The organism is Coprobacillus cateniformis (assembly GCF_009767585.1).
Taxonomy (GTDB): Bacteria; Bacillota_I; Bacilli_A; order Erysipelotrichales; family Coprobacillaceae; genus Coprobacillus; species Coprobacillus cateniformis.
In genome coordinates this window covers 3,139,297-3,154,534 of the sequence record NZ_WSNW01000001.1, presented here as the reverse complement: position 1 = coordinate 3,154,534, position 15,238 = coordinate 3,139,297, and the positions used below count along the sequence as shown (strand labels likewise).

General features: G+C 31.4%; 17 protein-coding genes. 3 read left to right on the top strand and 14 right to left on the bottom strand.

Annotated elements, in window-relative coordinates:
• Positions 1 to 97: 97 nt before the first annotated feature.
• The 14 genes from GQF29_RS18440 to GQF29_RS15485 all read right to left on the bottom strand — a co-directional run bounded on the left by GQF29_RS18440 (position 98) and on the right by GQF29_RS15485 (position 12,725).
• The gene (locus GQF29_RS18440; RefSeq protein ID WP_008789904.1) at positions 98 to 1,150 is read right to left on the bottom strand and encodes an ABC transporter substrate-binding protein; all 1,053 of its coding nucleotides are present in this window, start codon (positions 1,148 to 1,150) and stop codon (positions 98 to 100) included.
• Complete coding sequence (locus GQF29_RS18435) at positions 1,134 to 1,808, bottom strand: ABC transporter permease (RefSeq protein WP_236916451.1); 675 nt, start codon at positions 1,806 to 1,808, stop codon at positions 1,134 to 1,136. The genes GQF29_RS18440 and GQF29_RS18435 overlap by 17 nt, the downstream gene beginning before the upstream one ends.
• A 94-nt stretch (positions 1,809 to 1,902) precedes the next feature.
• Positions 1,903 to 2,793, bottom strand: coding sequence for an ABC transporter permease (locus GQF29_RS15540; protein WP_008789906.1), 891 nt, complete (start codon positions 2,791 to 2,793; stop codon positions 1,903 to 1,905).
• A complete protein-coding gene (potA, locus tag GQF29_RS15535) occupies positions 2,793 to 3,836 on the bottom strand; it encodes a spermidine/putrescine ABC transporter ATP-binding protein (RefSeq protein WP_008789907.1) in 1,044 nt (347 codons plus the stop codon). Before potA ends, GQF29_RS15540 begins: the two co-directional genes overlap by 1 nt.
• Before the next feature lie 10 nt (positions 3,837 to 3,846).
• A complete protein-coding gene (locus GQF29_RS15530; protein ID WP_008789908.1) occupies positions 3,847 to 4,380 on the bottom strand; it encodes a helix-turn-helix domain-containing protein in 534 nt (177 codons plus the stop codon).
• 157 nt (positions 4,381 to 4,537) lie between these two features.
• On the bottom strand, positions 4,538 to 5,368 hold the full coding sequence (locus GQF29_RS15525) for a prephenate dehydrogenase (RefSeq protein WP_008789909.1): 831 nt from the start codon (positions 5,366 to 5,368) through the stop codon (positions 4,538 to 4,540).
• A gap of 10 nt (positions 5,369 to 5,378) precedes the next feature.
• On the bottom strand, positions 5,379 to 5,750 hold the full coding sequence (locus tag GQF29_RS15520) for a hypothetical protein (protein ID WP_008789910.1): 372 nt from the start codon (positions 5,748 to 5,750) through the stop codon (positions 5,379 to 5,381).
• Positions 5,747 to 7,216, bottom strand: a complete 1,470-nt coding sequence (locus GQF29_RS15515; protein ID WP_017143774.1) for a nicotinate phosphoribosyltransferase — start codon at positions 7,214 to 7,216, stop codon at positions 5,747 to 5,749. Before GQF29_RS15515 ends, GQF29_RS15520 begins: the two co-directional genes overlap by 4 nt.
• Before the next feature lie 65 nt (positions 7,217 to 7,281).
• Positions 7,282 to 7,644 carry an FMN-binding protein gene (locus tag GQF29_RS15510; RefSeq protein WP_008789912.1) on the bottom strand — a complete coding sequence of 121 codons (363 nt, stop codon included), beginning with the start codon at positions 7,642 to 7,644 and terminating at the stop codon, positions 7,282 to 7,284.
• A gap of 56 nt (positions 7,645 to 7,700) precedes the next feature.
• Positions 7,701 to 7,967 carry a LysM peptidoglycan-binding domain-containing protein gene (locus GQF29_RS15505; RefSeq protein WP_008789913.1) on the bottom strand — a complete coding sequence of 89 codons (267 nt, stop codon included), beginning with the start codon at positions 7,965 to 7,967 and terminating at the stop codon, positions 7,701 to 7,703.
• 63 nt (positions 7,968 to 8,030) lie between these two features.
• Positions 8,031 to 8,729, bottom strand: coding sequence for a ribonuclease III (gene rnc, locus GQF29_RS15500; RefSeq protein WP_008789914.1), 699 nt, complete (start codon positions 8,727 to 8,729; stop codon positions 8,031 to 8,033).
• Positions 8,726 to 9,709, bottom strand: coding sequence for a phosphate acyltransferase PlsX (plsX, locus tag GQF29_RS15495; RefSeq protein WP_008789915.1), 984 nt, complete (start codon positions 9,707 to 9,709; stop codon positions 8,726 to 8,728). Before plsX ends, rnc begins: the two co-directional genes overlap by 4 nt.
• A gap of 35 nt (positions 9,710 to 9,744) precedes the next feature.
• Positions 9,745 to 11,754, bottom strand: coding sequence for an ATP-dependent DNA helicase RecG (gene recG, locus GQF29_RS15490; protein WP_008789916.1), 2,010 nt, complete (start codon positions 11,752 to 11,754; stop codon positions 9,745 to 9,747).
• A gap of 59 nt (positions 11,755 to 11,813) precedes the next feature.
• Positions 11,814 to 12,725: an AEC family transporter gene (locus GQF29_RS15485; protein WP_008789917.1), complete on the bottom strand. Its 912-nt coding sequence runs from the start codon at positions 12,723 to 12,725 to the stop codon at positions 11,814 to 11,816.
• A 130-nt stretch (positions 12,726 to 12,855) separates the two neighbouring features.
• Here GQF29_RS15485 and GQF29_RS15480 point away from each other — a divergent pair, with 130 nt between their 5' ends.
• The 3 genes from GQF29_RS15480 to GQF29_RS15470 all read left to right on the top strand — a co-directional run bounded on the left by GQF29_RS15480 (position 12,856) and on the right by GQF29_RS15470 (position 15,227).
• The gene (locus tag GQF29_RS15480; protein WP_008789918.1) at positions 12,856 to 13,632 is read left to right on the top strand and encodes a Cof-type HAD-IIB family hydrolase; all 777 of its coding nucleotides are present in this window, start codon (positions 12,856 to 12,858) and stop codon (positions 13,630 to 13,632) included.
• Positions 13,629 to 14,399 (top strand): TraX family protein, encoded by a 771-nt coding sequence (locus GQF29_RS15475; RefSeq protein WP_117598793.1) that lies wholly within the window; start codon positions 13,629 to 13,631, stop codon positions 14,397 to 14,399. The genes GQF29_RS15480 and GQF29_RS15475 overlap by 4 nt, the downstream gene beginning before the upstream one ends.
• A gap of 132 nt (positions 14,400 to 14,531) precedes the next feature.
• A complete protein-coding gene (locus tag GQF29_RS15470; RefSeq protein ID WP_008789921.1) occupies positions 14,532 to 15,227 on the top strand; it encodes a DUF3298 and DUF4163 domain-containing protein in 696 nt (231 codons plus the stop codon).
• Positions 15,228 to 15,238: the final 11 nt, after the last annotated feature.

Sequence of the window (15,238 nt, the reverse complement as noted above, 5' to 3'; positions counted from 1 at the left end):
TGATTGCAATACTTTTTTTACAAAAAAAGTATGTTTCTTTACCCCAATACAAAAAACAAAGTTCTGATGAGGTTTTTTCAACAGAACTTTTTTTAAATTATTGTGCTTTCACTTTTGTCCAATAGTTACTATACATTTCTTTAACATCTTGGCTTTGATATGCAAAAACTTCATCATTTTTATCCATGCGAATAGCATATGCGCTATTTCCTTCAAAATCGCTTTCTGAAGCTTCTTTTGCTGCATTGACATTAGATGTTAAATATCCTACTTCCAATGTGTTATTCAAAGCATTCTCATCACTTATCATATAATTAATAAACTCCATAGCCAATTGTGTTTCTTGACAATCTTTACTAACAACAAAACCATCAAACCAAATATTTGTACCTTCATTTGGCATATAAAAGCCCATATCCTGATTTTCAGCCATAACCGAAGCAGCATCACCAGAGTACATAACTGCCATTGCTTTTTCACTATTTTTCATAGCATCAATTGTTTCATCAGTTGCATATGTTGGATTCATCGTTTTTCTTTGATCAATTAACCAATTATACGCTTTTTCAATCTCATCTTTATTAGTTGTATTCATAGAATATCCTAATGCTTTTAAAGCAACCATGAACGAATCTCTTTCTGAATCATACATATAAATATTACCTTTATATTTTGTATTTCTTAAAACTTCCCAACCCGCACTTAAATCACTTTCAGAAACCTTTGTCTTATCATAAACAATTCCAACATTCCCATAAAAGTAAGGAACCCAATAATCATTATTTTTATCAAAATTTTGATTCAAAACCGAATTATCCAAACTATCCTTATTTGTCATTACATTCCAATCAATTTTTTGTAAAAGGTCTTCTTTAATTAATCTTTCAATCATATATTCAGATGGAACCATAACATCATATTTATCTCCACCTAATAACTTAGTATACATTGTTTCATTAGAATCAAATGTTTCATAAATAACCTTACAATCAAATTCATTTTCAAAACCACTAATGACATCTCTATCAACATATTCTCCCCAGTTAAACACCTTCAATGTTTTAGAAGCACCTTGAGAACTCGAACCACAGCCCACTAAAGTTGATAAAGATAAAACAGAAGCTAAAGCAATTTTAACTAATTTTTTCATTTAATTTCTCCCCTTTTCTTTTTACAATCAAATACGGAACAAAAGTTCCAACCAATAAAACCAACAGAATGACAACAAGAACAATAGTAGATAATGCATAAATACTTGGATTCATACGTTTAGACATGTTGTAAATCACAATTGATATATTTTCAACACCATTACCACTCACAAAGTAAGAAATAATAAAATCATCAAAAGACATTGTAAATGCCAGTAAAGCTCCTGCAACAATTCCAGGTTTAATCTGAGGTAAAATAACCTTTGTTAGTGTTTGGAGTGGTGTGGCTCCTAAATCCATAGCAGCATCAGCTAAATTTTCATCTAATTGTTTCACCTTTGGATAAACATTCGTAATCACATAAGGTGTACAAAAAGCAATATGTGCTAGCAGCATCGTTAAATAGCCTTTCTCAATATTCAAGAAAGAAAAGAATATCATCAAGGAAATAGCTGTAACAATTTCAGGGTTCATAATTGGTAAATTATTAACCTGCATAATAGCTGTACGAACAACTTTCTTTGATTTCGTTAAAGCAATAGCAGTTACAGTTCCTAAAATAGTAGATATAACTGTTGCTAAAATAGCTATTGTAACCGACACAATAACAGCATCTAACAATTGACTGTTTCCAAACAGAGACTCATACCAGCGCATTGAAAAACCTTTAAAATTAGACAAAGATTTAGCGCTATTAAAAGAGAAAAACGCCATAATAATTAAAGGAAAATATAAAAACGCCAAGCACAGACTAATGCATAAAATTTTTACGGATTTTCTTTCTTTTCCCACTACGTTTACCTCCCTCATCTTTTTCATCTGAAACATTTGTACGTTTCTCTACTTTATAAATCAAAGCCATCAAAATAATGACGATGACCGCAAGAACCAGTGATACAGCACTTCCAAAATGCCAATTTCCAACTGTAATAAATTGCTGTTCAATAAAATTACCAATAAGTGAATACTGTCCTCCACCTAACATCTTTGGAATGACAAAAGCACTTATAGCTGGTAAAAAAACCATTGTAACACCTGTTAACACACCACTCAATGATAAACGAAACGTCACTTTAAAGAATGTTTGAATACGTGAGGCACCCAAATCCATAGATGCTTCTGTCAATGATTTATCCATATTTGTTAATGATGTATGAATTGGTAAAATCATAAATGGTAAAAAGTTATAAACCATCCCCATAACAACTGCAAAATCTGTATACATCATTTGCACAGGTCCTAACCCAATACTTTCTAAAACATTATTAATAATACCATTATTACTAAGAATACTCATCCATGCATAGGTTCTCATCAAAAGATTAATCCATGTTGGAATTGTAATCAATAAAATCAAAACTGTTTGTGTCCCTTCTTTACATTTAGAAATCATATATGCAATGGGATAACCTATTAAAAAACAAACAGCAGTCGTCAAGATACCTAGAATCAATGATCTCATCAAAACAGAAACAAAGATAGGATCTAAAAATTTAAAGAAGTTATCAAAGGTAAATTTAAAAGTTGTAATCTCTGTACCTTTAGCAGTTAATGCATAAAATGCGATTAACATCATTGGTACAATCGTTAAAACGAATAGCCAAAAACAATAAGGCGAAACCAATTTCTTATATTGTTTCATTAATATGTCCCCATTGTTTCCATAACATGAATATCTTCAGGCCAAAAATCAAGATTTACCTTTTTACCAACTTCACTCATATCAGTTGTATGCACCTTATACATACGTTCCTCTGTTTCTACCATGATTTCATAATGAACACCTTTAAAAACAATAGAAGAAACAACACCAGCGATTTTTCCTTGCCCTTCTTCAACAATATCTAAATCTTCTGGCCTTAAGACAATATCAACATCTTGTCCTTCATCAAATCCTTTATCAACACAAACAAATTGCTGATGATCAAATTCAACTAAGAAATCTTTAATAAATTTCCCTTCAACAATATTTGATTCACCAATAAATTGCGCAACAAATCTATTCTCAGGTTCATTATAAATATCTGTTGGCGTTCCAATCTGCTGAATATTTCCATCATTCATAACAACTATTGTATCTGACATTGTTAATGCTTCTTCTTGATCATGAGTTACATAGACAAATGTAATACCAACTTCCTTTTGAATATTTTTAAGTTCAATTTGCATAGCTTTTCTTAACTTTAAGTCCAATGCTCCTAAAGGTTCATCCAACAAAAGAACTTTTGGTTCATTAACAAGTGCTCTTGCAATTGCTACACGTTGTTGCTGGCCCCCTGAAAGTTGTGAAATATTTCTTTTTTCAAAACCTTCTAATCCAACAAGACTTAACATTCTCATCACTTTTTGTCTAACAATATCTTTATCCAATTTCTTAATTTTCAATCCAAAAGCTATGTTATCAAACACATTCATATGTGGAAACAAAGCATATTTTTGAAAGACTGTATTGACCTCTCTTTTATAAGGTGGCAATGTTGAAATATCAATACCATCAAACAAAACCTCTCCTGAGCTGGCTTCTTCAAAACCACCAACAATTCTTAATGTTGTTGTTTTTCCACATCCACTTGGACCAAGCAAAGTCATAAATTCGTTTTCATGAATATCCAAATGAATTCCCTTGAGAACAACTTGTCCATTAAATTCTTTTGTTAAATTATCAAGTTCAATTAATTTTTTCATATTATCCTCCTTAAAATAGTGGTGGTGTTGATACCCATATCACTTTTGCTTTAGAATCACCAGAATTCTCAAGATAGTGTGTTCTTTTTCCTGGCAAATAAAAAGTTTCTCCCTTTTTAACATTTAATGTCTTATCACCATAATGCAAAAGCACCTTCCCGCTTATCACATATCCAAATTCCTCACCATCATGTGGTTCCATTTCCATTGATGATTTCCCTTTCTCTATCTCAATTAAAATAGGTTCCATATCATTCTTTTGAGCATTTGGAACAATATAAGAAATTTCATAATCATCCTGTGTATTAACAAAATAGTCTTCTTTCTTAAAAACAATTTGTTCTTCTTGAGTTTCACTGAAAAAATCATGTAAGGTGGTTCCCAATGCCTCTAATATATCTTCCAAGGTCGTAATTGAAGGTGAAGTTAAATTTCGTTCAACCTGAGATAAAAAACCTTTCGTCAGTTCACTTCGATTCGCCAATTCTTCTAAGGTCAATTGATTGGCAATTCTCAATCTTTTTATCTTACTACCAATATTCATACTCTCACTCCCCTTTGTTTAGTCATATGAAACTTAATGTTTAAAATACAAAACATAATCATTATACAAAATATTATAAAAATTGCAATATATTTTTAAACAAAATGTTTAATATATTAAACTTAACTATAAAAAAATAACCTACCCCCAAGATAAGTTATTTCTCAAGTTTCTCTCTACGCAGCGAAGATTCCTGAAACATTCTTTTCAAACTTTCCTCATCATTGCCTTTAAGAGCATGTTTCAAACAGTCAAACTGTTCTTCAAAGCGTTCCATTGAAGCCAGAAGATAATCTTTATTATTCAAAAAAAGTTCACTCCATAAATCAGCGTTAATATTTGCTATACGGGTTAAATCCCTAAAGGAATCACCAATGTATTTTCCAGTATCATATTTTTGATCATCACTGTTCATCAAAGCAACAGCAATCATATGTGGCAATTGTGAAGTAAAGGAAATAATTTCATCATGAGCATAAGGGCTCATAATTTTCACACTTTTAAATCCCAATTGAGAAACAAATTGGCACATAAATTCAATGGCTTCTTTTTTATTTTGTTGATGTTCAATCACAATATAGTTAGCATTTTTAAAAACCTCTTTGCTAGCATAAGCATAACCTTTTTTCTCACGACCAGCCATAGGATGTCCACTGACATATTCTACTGACTCATCAATAATTGTTAAAGCTTTTTCTAAAAAATATGATTTAATACCTACAACATCTGTAACAATGCTGCCTTTTTTAAAACTATGACTTGCAATAAAGTCCAATACCAAAGATGGGTACAAACAAATAATAGTCATATCACTTTTAGCGACAATATTATGCCCATCTCTATATCCTTCAACAATATATCCCTCAGCTTTTGCCTGTTGTAATGTCAATGTATCATTATCAACACCATATACCTCATGCCCTAATCCTTTAAGAGCCTGAACATAACTTCCACCAATAACACCTAAACCAACAACTGTAATAATCATATAAAACCTCCTACAGTTTCAAAATCATAGCTATAGCAAGTGAAAAACCACCAAAAATCAAAGCACAGAAACAGTATCTTACAAACAATGACTTTAGTGATGCGCGTTTTGCTTCTATGGCCCAAAAAACAACAGCAACAAGCACACTAGATATAACCCCATGCGAAATAACAAGTGCAGCAGCCTGCCCACAATATTGAGTTAAAAATGGATTGCATAGAAATTGTGAAAAAGCAAAAATAATTGCTATCATGACAAAACTCTTATAATGAAAAGGTATCCAAGTCAAATTAAAATCTGATTGAGATCTGGTTTCTTGTTCAAACTGTTTATGCGTTATCTGAGTTTTGTGATTTCTTTCTATACTTCTTTTAAAACTCATTCATTTTCTCTCCCATCAGCTAACATTTTCAATTTATAATCTAATAATTTTTTAGTTAAATCAACATAATATATATGAGGATATTCTAATCGGAATGCTTCATCCCAAAGCAGTTCTTTTTGCTTAATAGAATATTGACGAATATCTTCTAATGAATATTCTGGATATACACACTGTCCTTTATCAAAAACAATCGTCTGCAAAGGTTTGATTTCATATGTTCCAGCATAAAGTTTTTTGTTTTTCCATGCATCAGATTGATGATATATTGTTATATCTTTCTGTTCATCTAAAACTTCATCATGAAAAGCAATAATATCAGCAATCGCTTTGTTGTTTTCCTTTTCAATTAATCGATAAACTTTTTTATAGCCAGGATTTGTAATTTTTTCAGTATTTTCTGAAATTTTAATTTTAGGTATAATGACACCATCTTTTTCCACAGCCGCCAATTTATAAACCCCACCAAAGACTGGTGAAGATTTAGAGACAATCATATTTTCACCAACTCCAAATGAATCAATTTGAGCTCCTTGTTCTAAAACAGAGCGAATCAGATATTCATCCAATGAATTGGAAACAGTAATTTTACAATCATGTAAACCAGCAACATCCAACATCATTCTTGCCTTTTTTGTTAAATACGCAATATCTCCACTATCAAGACGAATACCAGCCAATTTTTTACCCATAGGTGCCAAAACCTCTTCAGCCACCTTAATTGCATTTGGGACTCCACTTTTTAATGTATCATAAGTATCAACAAGAAGTACACAAGCATCTGGATACACCTGTGCATAAGCCTTAAATGCTTCATATTCATTATCAAAGGATTGAACAAATGAATGTGCCATAGTCCCTAGCACAGGAACTCCAAAAGCTTTTCCGGCTGAAGTCGTTGCTGTTCCAGCCACTCCACCAATATAAGCCGCTCTAGCCCCATAATGTGCAGCATCATAACCTTGTGCACGTCTGGCACCAAATTCCATCACAGGGCGCCCTTTCGCTTCCTGACAAACACGATGTGCTTTCGTTGCAATTAAAGATTGATGATTAATTGTCACCAACAAAAAAGTTTCAATCAACTGTGCCTCAATCAACTTTGCTTTAACAGTAATCAGTGGCTCATAAGGAAAAACTGGTGTTCCTTCTGGGACTGAATAAAGTGTTCCTGTAAATTTAAAATTTCTTAAATATTCAAAAAATGCTTCATCAAAAATATTTAAACTTCTTAAATATTCAATATCCCCTTCTGTAAAACGCATATCTTTGATAGCCTCAATCAGTTGCTGCAAACCAGCAAAGATAACAAAGCCTCCATTATCTGGATTCTTTCTAAAAAACATATCAAAATAGACAATCTGATCCCCTTTGCCTAATTTAAAATAATTATATGACATCGTTAATTCATAAAAATCCATAATTAAAGTAATATTTCTTTCACTACTAACGTTAACTTTTTCCATTTTGTTGCCCCCTGTCATGACATCTATCATATACCAAATCACAAAAAAAATAAAGCATTTCTGCTTTATTCTGTCGTATTCTTTGCTTTTTCATATGCATTTTTGACAGCATCTTTTAATGCTTGTGAAGTTTTTGTTGCACCTGAGATTGTATCAACATCATACTTATTCTCAGTTTTCATTTTTTCAATCATTTGTTCCATTGCAACACCACCAATAGAAGGTGTCTCATTATGCTCCTTTACAACAATATCAACAACTTTATCATTTTTAATTGTTGTTTCCACTTGAAATTCTCCACCATAACCTGTAGCAGTTGTTGTATAAGTTCCATCTTTATAGACAGTCTTTTTGGTCTCTTCTTTTTTTGTATTGCCTGAACAACCACATAATAAGATTGCCATAGCAAATAACATCAACTTTTTCATTGCAAAAACCTCCTATTAATAGTGTTTGTCAAAGATCAAAACTTATTCATAAAAGATTAAAAATATAAATCATAGCTTTGTCTTTGATATGGCTGAGGCAATGGATTCACTTTTTGATAAACAATAGGAATCATTAATTGTTGATTTGGATGAATAAGCATATCTTCATTTAAATTATTCATACATCTTATCCAAGGCACTTCACTATTAAATGTTTTTGCAAGTCTATAAACATTATCGCCTTTATTCACTGTATATAAAATAATTTCTCCAACTCTTGGATATGTGACTCTTTCATCTTCATACATATATGGATTGTACATTTTATCCCTCCCAAAATACAATATGTCAAAAACACATATTTGACTGGGCGAAAAAACAAGTGACTATTTTTTTAAATAATCACTTGTTGCTAATTTATTCAATGCATCTTTAGCCGCTTGTTGTTCAGCACGCTTTTTGCTTGTTCCTTTCCCAACTCCCAAACGCATTTCATCCATAATAACTGCAACTTTAAATTCTGGCGCATTTGATGGTCCAGACGTTTCCAGCAATTCATAAGTCACTGTCTTTCGTTGATCCGCTTGTATTAATTCTTGTAATGTTGTTTTGTAATCAGTAATATCATCATAATCCAAATCATTGACATGTTGGAATATTGTTTGTTCTAAAATCTTAATGACCTCATCTTTGCCACAATCCAGATAAAGTGCACCAATAAATGATTCAAAGATATTTGCCAAAACGCTTTCTCTTTCTCTACCACCACTTTTTTCTTCACCAACACCTAAAAACAACAATTCTCCTAACCCTAGTTCTTTAGAGAATCTTGCTAATGATTCCTCACGAACTAACTTACTACGTAAAGTTGTCAATGTTCCTTCTGGAACATCTGGAAATAGGTGAAAAAGAAAATCTGAAACATACAATTGTAAAACTGCATCTCCCATAAATTCTAACCTTTCATAATCTTTATTATAATGATGTGCTTCATTTGCATATGAAGCATGAGTAAATGCTTCTTTGTATAAAGATAATTTTTGGAAAGGAATATTTTCTGCCTGTAAAAAATCTAATATTTTCATGAAACCTTCAATCCTTCTTTCATTTGTGTTACAACATCCATTTTTACCATTTGATAAGCCAATTCCATTGCATTATAGAAGGCTTTAGAATCACTAGCACCATGGGCTTTCACAACCGCCTTTTCAAAACCAACCATTAAAGCACCACCAACTGATTTATAATCAAATTGATCTTTCAACGAATAAAGTGATGACTTTGCAAAAAGTGCCCCAATCTTTCCTGATAATGAAGACATCATACTTTCTTTGACCATCTTCATCAATACAGAAGCAGCTCCCTCACATGTTTTCAAAGCAATATTACCACTAAATCCATCCGTCACAATCACATCAACTTCACCTAACAAGATATCTCTACCTTCAATATTACCAACAAAATTAATCATTTTATCTTCCTCTAACAATTGATAAGTTTGTTGATGAACTTCATCACCTTTTTTAGCCTCTGAACCAATATTTAGCAAAGCAACTTTAGGTTTTTGAATTCCTCTTATATTTTTCGCATAAACATGTCCCATAATTGCAAAATCTTTCAACTGTTCAGCAGTGTTTTCTGCATTTGCACCCACATCTAAAAGTACTACTCCCTTTTTATTATAGGTCGGAAGCATTGCCATTAAACAAGATTTTTCTACACCTTCAATACGTTTTAAAAACAACATAGCACTTGTATAAAAAGCCCCTGTTGAACCACATGAAACAACGCCATCAACAATACCATCATTTGCCAACGTTACAGCTTTAACCATACTTGATTCTTTTTTACGGCGAACAGACATAATACCAGCGTCCATTGGCACGACATCTCTTGCATCAACAATTTGAATACGTTCATGATGAGTTAACTTTTCTAATTCTTCTTTTTTTCCAGTTACATGAAGTTCTACATCAGCATGATCCTTAATAAAAGCAGAGCATGCTTCGACAACAATGCTACTCCCTAAATCTCCACTCATTGCATCTATTGATAATTTATACATTTCCATCACTCCTTATTTTTAGTAGTATAACACATTTAATCAACATATTCATTATTCTCTTTTAATTTCTCTTGAATTGTACTCATCAAATGATAATATTCATTTCTTTTTTCATAGCCTTCAACAATCCTCATAGCATCTTCTCTAGCAACATTCAAAATAGGAAAATCCTTAAAGACATCTGCCACCAGGAAAGTTGGCAAACCACTTTGACGATTTCCTAAGACCTCACCAGGTCCTCTAATCTGTAAGTCATACATCGAAATTTCAAACCCATCATGACTTTTCTCCATATATTTCAAACGTTCTATTGCTTCTTTTGATGTCGAAGAACTCATAAAAAAACAATAAGCTTGTTGATGACCTCGGCCAACACGCCCACGCAACTGATGAAGCTGACTCATCCCAAAACGTTCAGCATTATAAATAACCATCATGTTGGCATTTTTCACATCCACCCCAACTTCTACAACAGTTGTTGAAACCAGTATATGGATTTTTTGTTTTTGAAAGTCTTGCATAATTCTGTCTTTTTCATCATCTTTCATCTGACCATGTAACAAGCCCACTTGATATGTCCCACGAAAATACTGTTGCATGGCTTCAGCAATTTGAGAAGCGCTTTTTGCATCCAGAACCTCACTATCTTCAACCAGCGGACAAATCACATAGCATTGTCCTCCACTCGCAAGATATTCTTTTAAATCTTTAAGAATGGGTTTCATAGAAGATGATTTTATATATTTTGTAACAACTGGAATACGCCCTTTAGGCATTGTTTTCATTGTTGAGACATCCATATCACCATACATCGAAATTGCTAGTGTACGTGGAATCGGTGTCGCACTCATAATTAAGAAATCAACTTGACTCCCCTTGTTTTTCAATGCTTTTCTTTGTTCAACACCAAAACGATGCTGCTCATCAGTGATAACAAATCCCAAACGATGATATTCCACTTTCTTTTGAAATAAGGCATGTGTACCAACAATCATATCTATATCTCCATTTTGAATTTGTTCATAGATACGCTCTTTTTCTTTATTTGTTAATGAACCTGTTAATAAAGCAATTTTAACATCTGTATCCTTAAAAAAAGATAATAAAGTCTGATAATGCTGAGAAGCTAAAATTTCTGTCGGAGCCATTAACGCACCTTGATAGCCTGCCAAATAATTTGCATATAAAGCAACACTGCTGACAACTGTTTTCCCACTTCCAACATCTCCCTGTAGAAATCGATACATCATCCTTGGACTCTGTAAGTCCGAAACAATTTCCTTGACTGATGTCTGTTGATCTTGTGTTAATTGATATGGTAGGGATAATATAAATGATTGGAACTTTTGTACATCAAATCTCTTGGCAATTCCTACTTCTAAAGTTCTTTGCTGTTTTATTGTTTGCATTGTTAATTGAAATTTTAAAAACTCTTCGTATTTTAAATATTTCAATGCCTGTTTAATATCTTCCTGTGATTGTGGAAAATGAATATTCCACAATGCACTTTCTTTATGTATGAGTTGATGCTTTATGATATATTCTTCAGGAACAAAAGATTCTATGTTTCCTTTTAATAAGTTCAAAGCTTTTTTCACATATTGTTGAAATGATTTTTGCGTTAATCCTTCCTTAAGCGAATAGACAGGATGAACTCCCTGAATCTCACTTATAGGTTTAATCTTGATATCACTAGCAGTGATTTTATCTTTTTGACATTTTCCTATAATTGTTATTATTGTCATTTGTTTTAAATACTGTCTTAAAAAATGGCGATTAAAAATAGTAACCTGATAAACATTTTGATAACGATCCTCCACTGAAAAAGACATTCTTGACATTCTTCCTCTAAAAAAGATTTTAACAGGTGAAATCAATGTCCCTTCAATAATGATTTTATCATCTTCTTGTGTGGGATATGTTTCTTCAATAACATCATATCGATAAGGATAATGATTAATCAAATCCTCTAAACTCTCAATGTTCATAAGTTTCAATATATCCAATCTTTTTTCTGTTATTTTTAACAAACGAATATCACTCATCAAATCACCACCTGTCCCCTATTTTATAACAAATTTCAAAAAAAAGATACCATTTGGTATCAAATAAATAAAACCAGTAACACTGTCATACAAACAACTCCTAGAATAATACTTAGAGAATTTGCTGTTGCAGACATATCTCCAACGTAGCCAACCTTTTTTGTGAAAACTGCAGAAACAGTGGATAACGGAGCACAATAAGCCATTATTAAAATCTGCTTAGCTAAAAGTGGTAATGGGAATATAAAGTATGTAATGAGTGAAATCATAATTGTTCCTATAATTCTTAGATACAGGACTTTTATAACATTTTTAACTTCACGAGGTGATATTCTTATTTCTAATAGTAAGCCAATCATAAGCATAGCTAAAAAACTATTTCCTGCACCAATTGTATCAGCAATTGAGAGAATAGGTGTAGGAATTTGAAGTTTAAAAATGGCAAGTATAAATATCAAAACATAAACATCAAACGGAATAGATGAAAAGAGCTTTTTGAGTAATTCTTTTAAAGAAAAATGATTTTCACCACTTGCAACATGATCTGCTGCTGCATATGTTATTCCTAGTCCCATAAGTGCATTACCGATATCAAACGAACATAAATAAACAACTCCTAAACCAGGAAAAAAACTTTGTACAAATGGCAAGACAAAATTCCCAATATTATATCCTGATGTATTGATCATAAAAGAAGCTTTTAAGCAATTATCTTCATGTTGTGTAGCGAAATATCCAATCATAATCATGATAACATTTGTGAGTATCCCTATAACAATCAAAATAATAATAACTCCATTTAATTCAATCCCATTAGCACTTGTTAAAAGTGCACATGGCAATGTAATATTCATAATAATCGTCGCTAAAACATTAGCATCTTCTTTTTTTAGAACTTTAATTTGTTTTAAACTATATGCAATAACGATAATCAATATAAAAGTCAATGATTTAATCAAAACCTCTAACATATCTACCCCACTCTTTCTGCATGTATTATAACAGCCTGCTTGATAAAGATGAAAAATCCATCAAAATTTGAAAATCTTTTTTTCAATAGAAAGATATAATGCTATAATTGAGACAAGGAGGTAAAGAAAAATGATGAAAGCAATATTTTTTGATATTGATGGAACATTAGTGAGTTTTAAGACTCATAAGATTCCAGAAACAACATTTCAAACTTTATACCAATTAAAGGATAAGGGATATAAACTTTTTATTGCAACTGGAAGAGGTATTGATGGATTACATGTCTTAAATGACTTTCCTTTTGATGGATACATTACTTTAAATGGTCAATATTGTTATACTGATGAGCAATTAATTTATGAAAATACAATTCAAAAAGAAGATTTACAAGCACTTCTTGATTATTTAAAGATTCACCCTTTCCCATGTGGGTTCACTGAAGAACATACAAAATACTTTAATTTAAGAGATGAAAGAGTTGATGAAATTCATCGCATTACATTAAACGACGATCATCCAGCTGGTGATTGTCAAGATGTTGTTAATCACAAAGTTTATCAATGTATGTGTTTTGTTGATAATGACGAAGAAAAAGAACTTATGAAAGTAATGCCCCATTGCATTTCAGCAAGATGGCATCCTTTATTTTGTGATGTTTCACCAATAGGAGGAACAAAGCAAAATGGAATTGATAAATTCTTAGAACATTATCATATTGATTTATCTGAAACAATGGCTTTTGGTGATGGTGGCAATGATATCCAAATGTTAAATCATGTTGCTGTTGCAATAGCTATGGGAAATGCTAATGACGAAGTCAAAGCCATTGCTGATTATGTCACTGACGACGTAGATAATGATGGTATTACGAAAGCATTACGCCATTTTGGGCTTCTTAGTAAATGAAGAATTTGACAAGTTATCATCTGAAAATAATTGCAATGATAACTATGGTAATAGATCATTCCTGTAAAATATTTTCACTTTTACTCATTCAATTTTTAGGATTTTTAGAGAATCAAAATGTTGTATATTGCACATATTATTTTATTGAGGGTATTGGCAGAATATCCTTTATCTTATTTGCTTTTATGATAGCAGAAGGCTGTCGTCATACTCATGACATTCAAAAATATGTAGGAAGATTATTGTTATTTGCTTTGATTTCTGAATTTCCTTTTCAATGGATGATAAGCATTATCACAGGGACATCATTTGCTTTTTCTTTAACTATGACAAATATCTTTTTCACTTTAGCATTAGGCGCAATTGCTATTGCTGGCTACCAATTCTTTTTACAAAAGGCTTTAAAGAAATGGATTCCTTTGATATTGTGTAGTCTTGTATCTTTGCTTATTCAATGTGATTATCATATTTTTGGAGTCATTACTATTTTTATCTGTTACTATTTTCAAGATAATAAAAAAAGAAGTTTATATTTAACAATACTTATGGTTATTCAATATTTAATTTATGATCCAATCGTTTATGGTATTGGTTTAACATTTTTTGGATTTGACCCAAGTTATCTTATCTATTTTGGTTATACCTGTGTTTCTTTATTCATAATTAAGCATTATAATGGAAAGCGTGGTAAACATATTAAATATTTTTCTTATGCATTCTACCCACTTCATTTACTCATATTATGTTTTCTCTATTATTATTTATAGAACAAAGTTGAAAAACTTTGTTTTTTACATACATATTCAAAAATGTGGAAAAATAAAATGATGAATAGTTTGATAATATGCTTATGATACAAACAACTATTTATCATATTTGAGAGAGGAGTTTGATATTCTATGAATTCAAATCAAAAAAATATCAAGCATATATGTTATTGTCTTATCATTGTATTTGCTTTGATTATTATGAACTTATCAACGATCTACGCAACTGAATTGACACCTAAAATAGAATTACTTAAACAATATCACTTTGAAAGTGTAGAAACGTCTTCATCAGTTACAATCCCCCACATAATAGGTCTCGATAATCCCCAAATAGAAGAAGAAATTAATCAACTCATCACACAATCAATACAACAATATTTAAATCAATTTAAAGAATCTAATAACACTTATACAAATATCAATGATCCATTAATAAAGAAATGGATTGTTGATATAAATTATCAAGTCTATTTTATTGATTCATCCCTTGCTTCTTTTTCTATAAATGCTACTCAAATCAAGGCATCTTCTTATCTTCAAAAAACTTTTTTTAATATAGACTTAAAAACTGCTAGGCAATTAACAGTTGAAGACTTCTTAGGTAAAAAATATAGCCAAATAATTCAAACAGAAATCCAGAAACAAATAAAAGAAAACAAGAAAAACTTAGAATACAGCTATTTCGATGATGTTATCCAAAATTTGAATATACAAAAAGAACAACCTTTTTATATCAATCAGCAAAATCAGGTGGTTGTAGTCTTTAATGAATTTGATATTGCTCCTGGATATATGGGAATGCCAGAATTTATTATCCCCACTTAAAAAGTGTATCA

What these genes read in the sequence shown, in the direction of transcription:
- GQF29_RS15485 (WP_008789917.1), bottom strand. Translation starts at nt 12,725, where the DNA reads ATGTTAGAGGTTTTGATTAAATCATTGACTTTTATATTGATTATCGTT.
- rnc (WP_008789914.1), bottom strand. Translation starts at nt 8,729, where the DNA reads ATGAAAATATTAGATTTTTTACAGGCAGAAAATATTCCTTTCCAAAAA.
- GQF29_RS15520 (WP_008789910.1), bottom strand. Translation starts at nt 5,750, where the DNA reads ATGAGTTTTAAAAGAAGTATAGAAAGAAATCACAAAACTCAGATAACG.
- GQF29_RS15530 (WP_008789908.1), bottom strand. Translation starts at nt 4,380, where the DNA reads ATGAATATTGGTAGTAAGATAAAAAGATTGAGAATTGCCAATCAATTG.
- GQF29_RS15470 (WP_008789921.1), top strand. Translation starts at nt 14,532, where the DNA reads ATGAATTCAAATCAAAAAAATATCAAGCATATATGTTATTGTCTTATC.
- GQF29_RS15505 (WP_008789913.1), bottom strand. Translation starts at nt 7,967, where the DNA reads ATGTACAATCCATATATGTATGAAGATGAAAGAGTCACATATCCAAGA.
- GQF29_RS15525 (WP_008789909.1), bottom strand. Translation starts at nt 5,368, where the DNA reads ATGATTATTACAGTTGTTGGTTTAGGTGTTATTGGTGGAAGTTATGTT.
- GQF29_RS15515 (WP_017143774.1), bottom strand. Translation starts at nt 7,216, where the DNA reads ATGGAAAAAGTTAACGTTAGTAGTGAAAGAAATATTACTTTAATTATG.
- recG (WP_008789916.1), bottom strand. Translation starts at nt 11,754, where the DNA reads ATGAGTGATATTCGTTTGTTAAAAATAACAGAAAAAAGATTGGATATA.
- GQF29_RS15510 (WP_008789912.1), bottom strand. Translation starts at nt 7,644, where the DNA reads ATGAAAAAGTTGATGTTATTTGCTATGGCAATCTTATTATGTGGTTGT.
- potA (WP_008789907.1), bottom strand. Translation starts at nt 3,836, where the DNA reads ATGAAAAAATTAATTGAACTTGATAATTTAACAAAAGAATTTAATGGA.
- GQF29_RS15480 (WP_008789918.1), top strand. Translation starts at nt 12,856, where the DNA reads ATGATGAAAGCAATATTTTTTGATATTGATGGAACATTAGTGAGTTTT.
- GQF29_RS18435 (WP_236916451.1), bottom strand. Translation starts at nt 1,808, where the DNA reads ATGCGCTGGTATGAGTCTCTGTTTGGAAACAGTCAATTGTTAGATGCT.
- plsX (WP_008789915.1), bottom strand. Translation starts at nt 9,709, where the DNA reads ATGTATAAATTATCAATAGATGCAATGAGTGGAGATTTAGGGAGTAGC.
- GQF29_RS15475 (WP_117598793.1), top strand. Translation starts at nt 13,629, where the DNA reads ATGAAGAATTTGACAAGTTATCATCTGAAAATAATTGCAATGATAACT.
- GQF29_RS18440 (WP_008789904.1), bottom strand. Translation starts at nt 1,150, where the DNA reads ATGAAAAAATTAGTTAAAATTGCTTTAGCTTCTGTTTTATCTTTATCA.
- GQF29_RS15540 (WP_008789906.1), bottom strand. Translation starts at nt 2,793, where the DNA reads ATGAAACAATATAAGAAATTGGTTTCGCCTTATTGTTTTTGGCTATTC.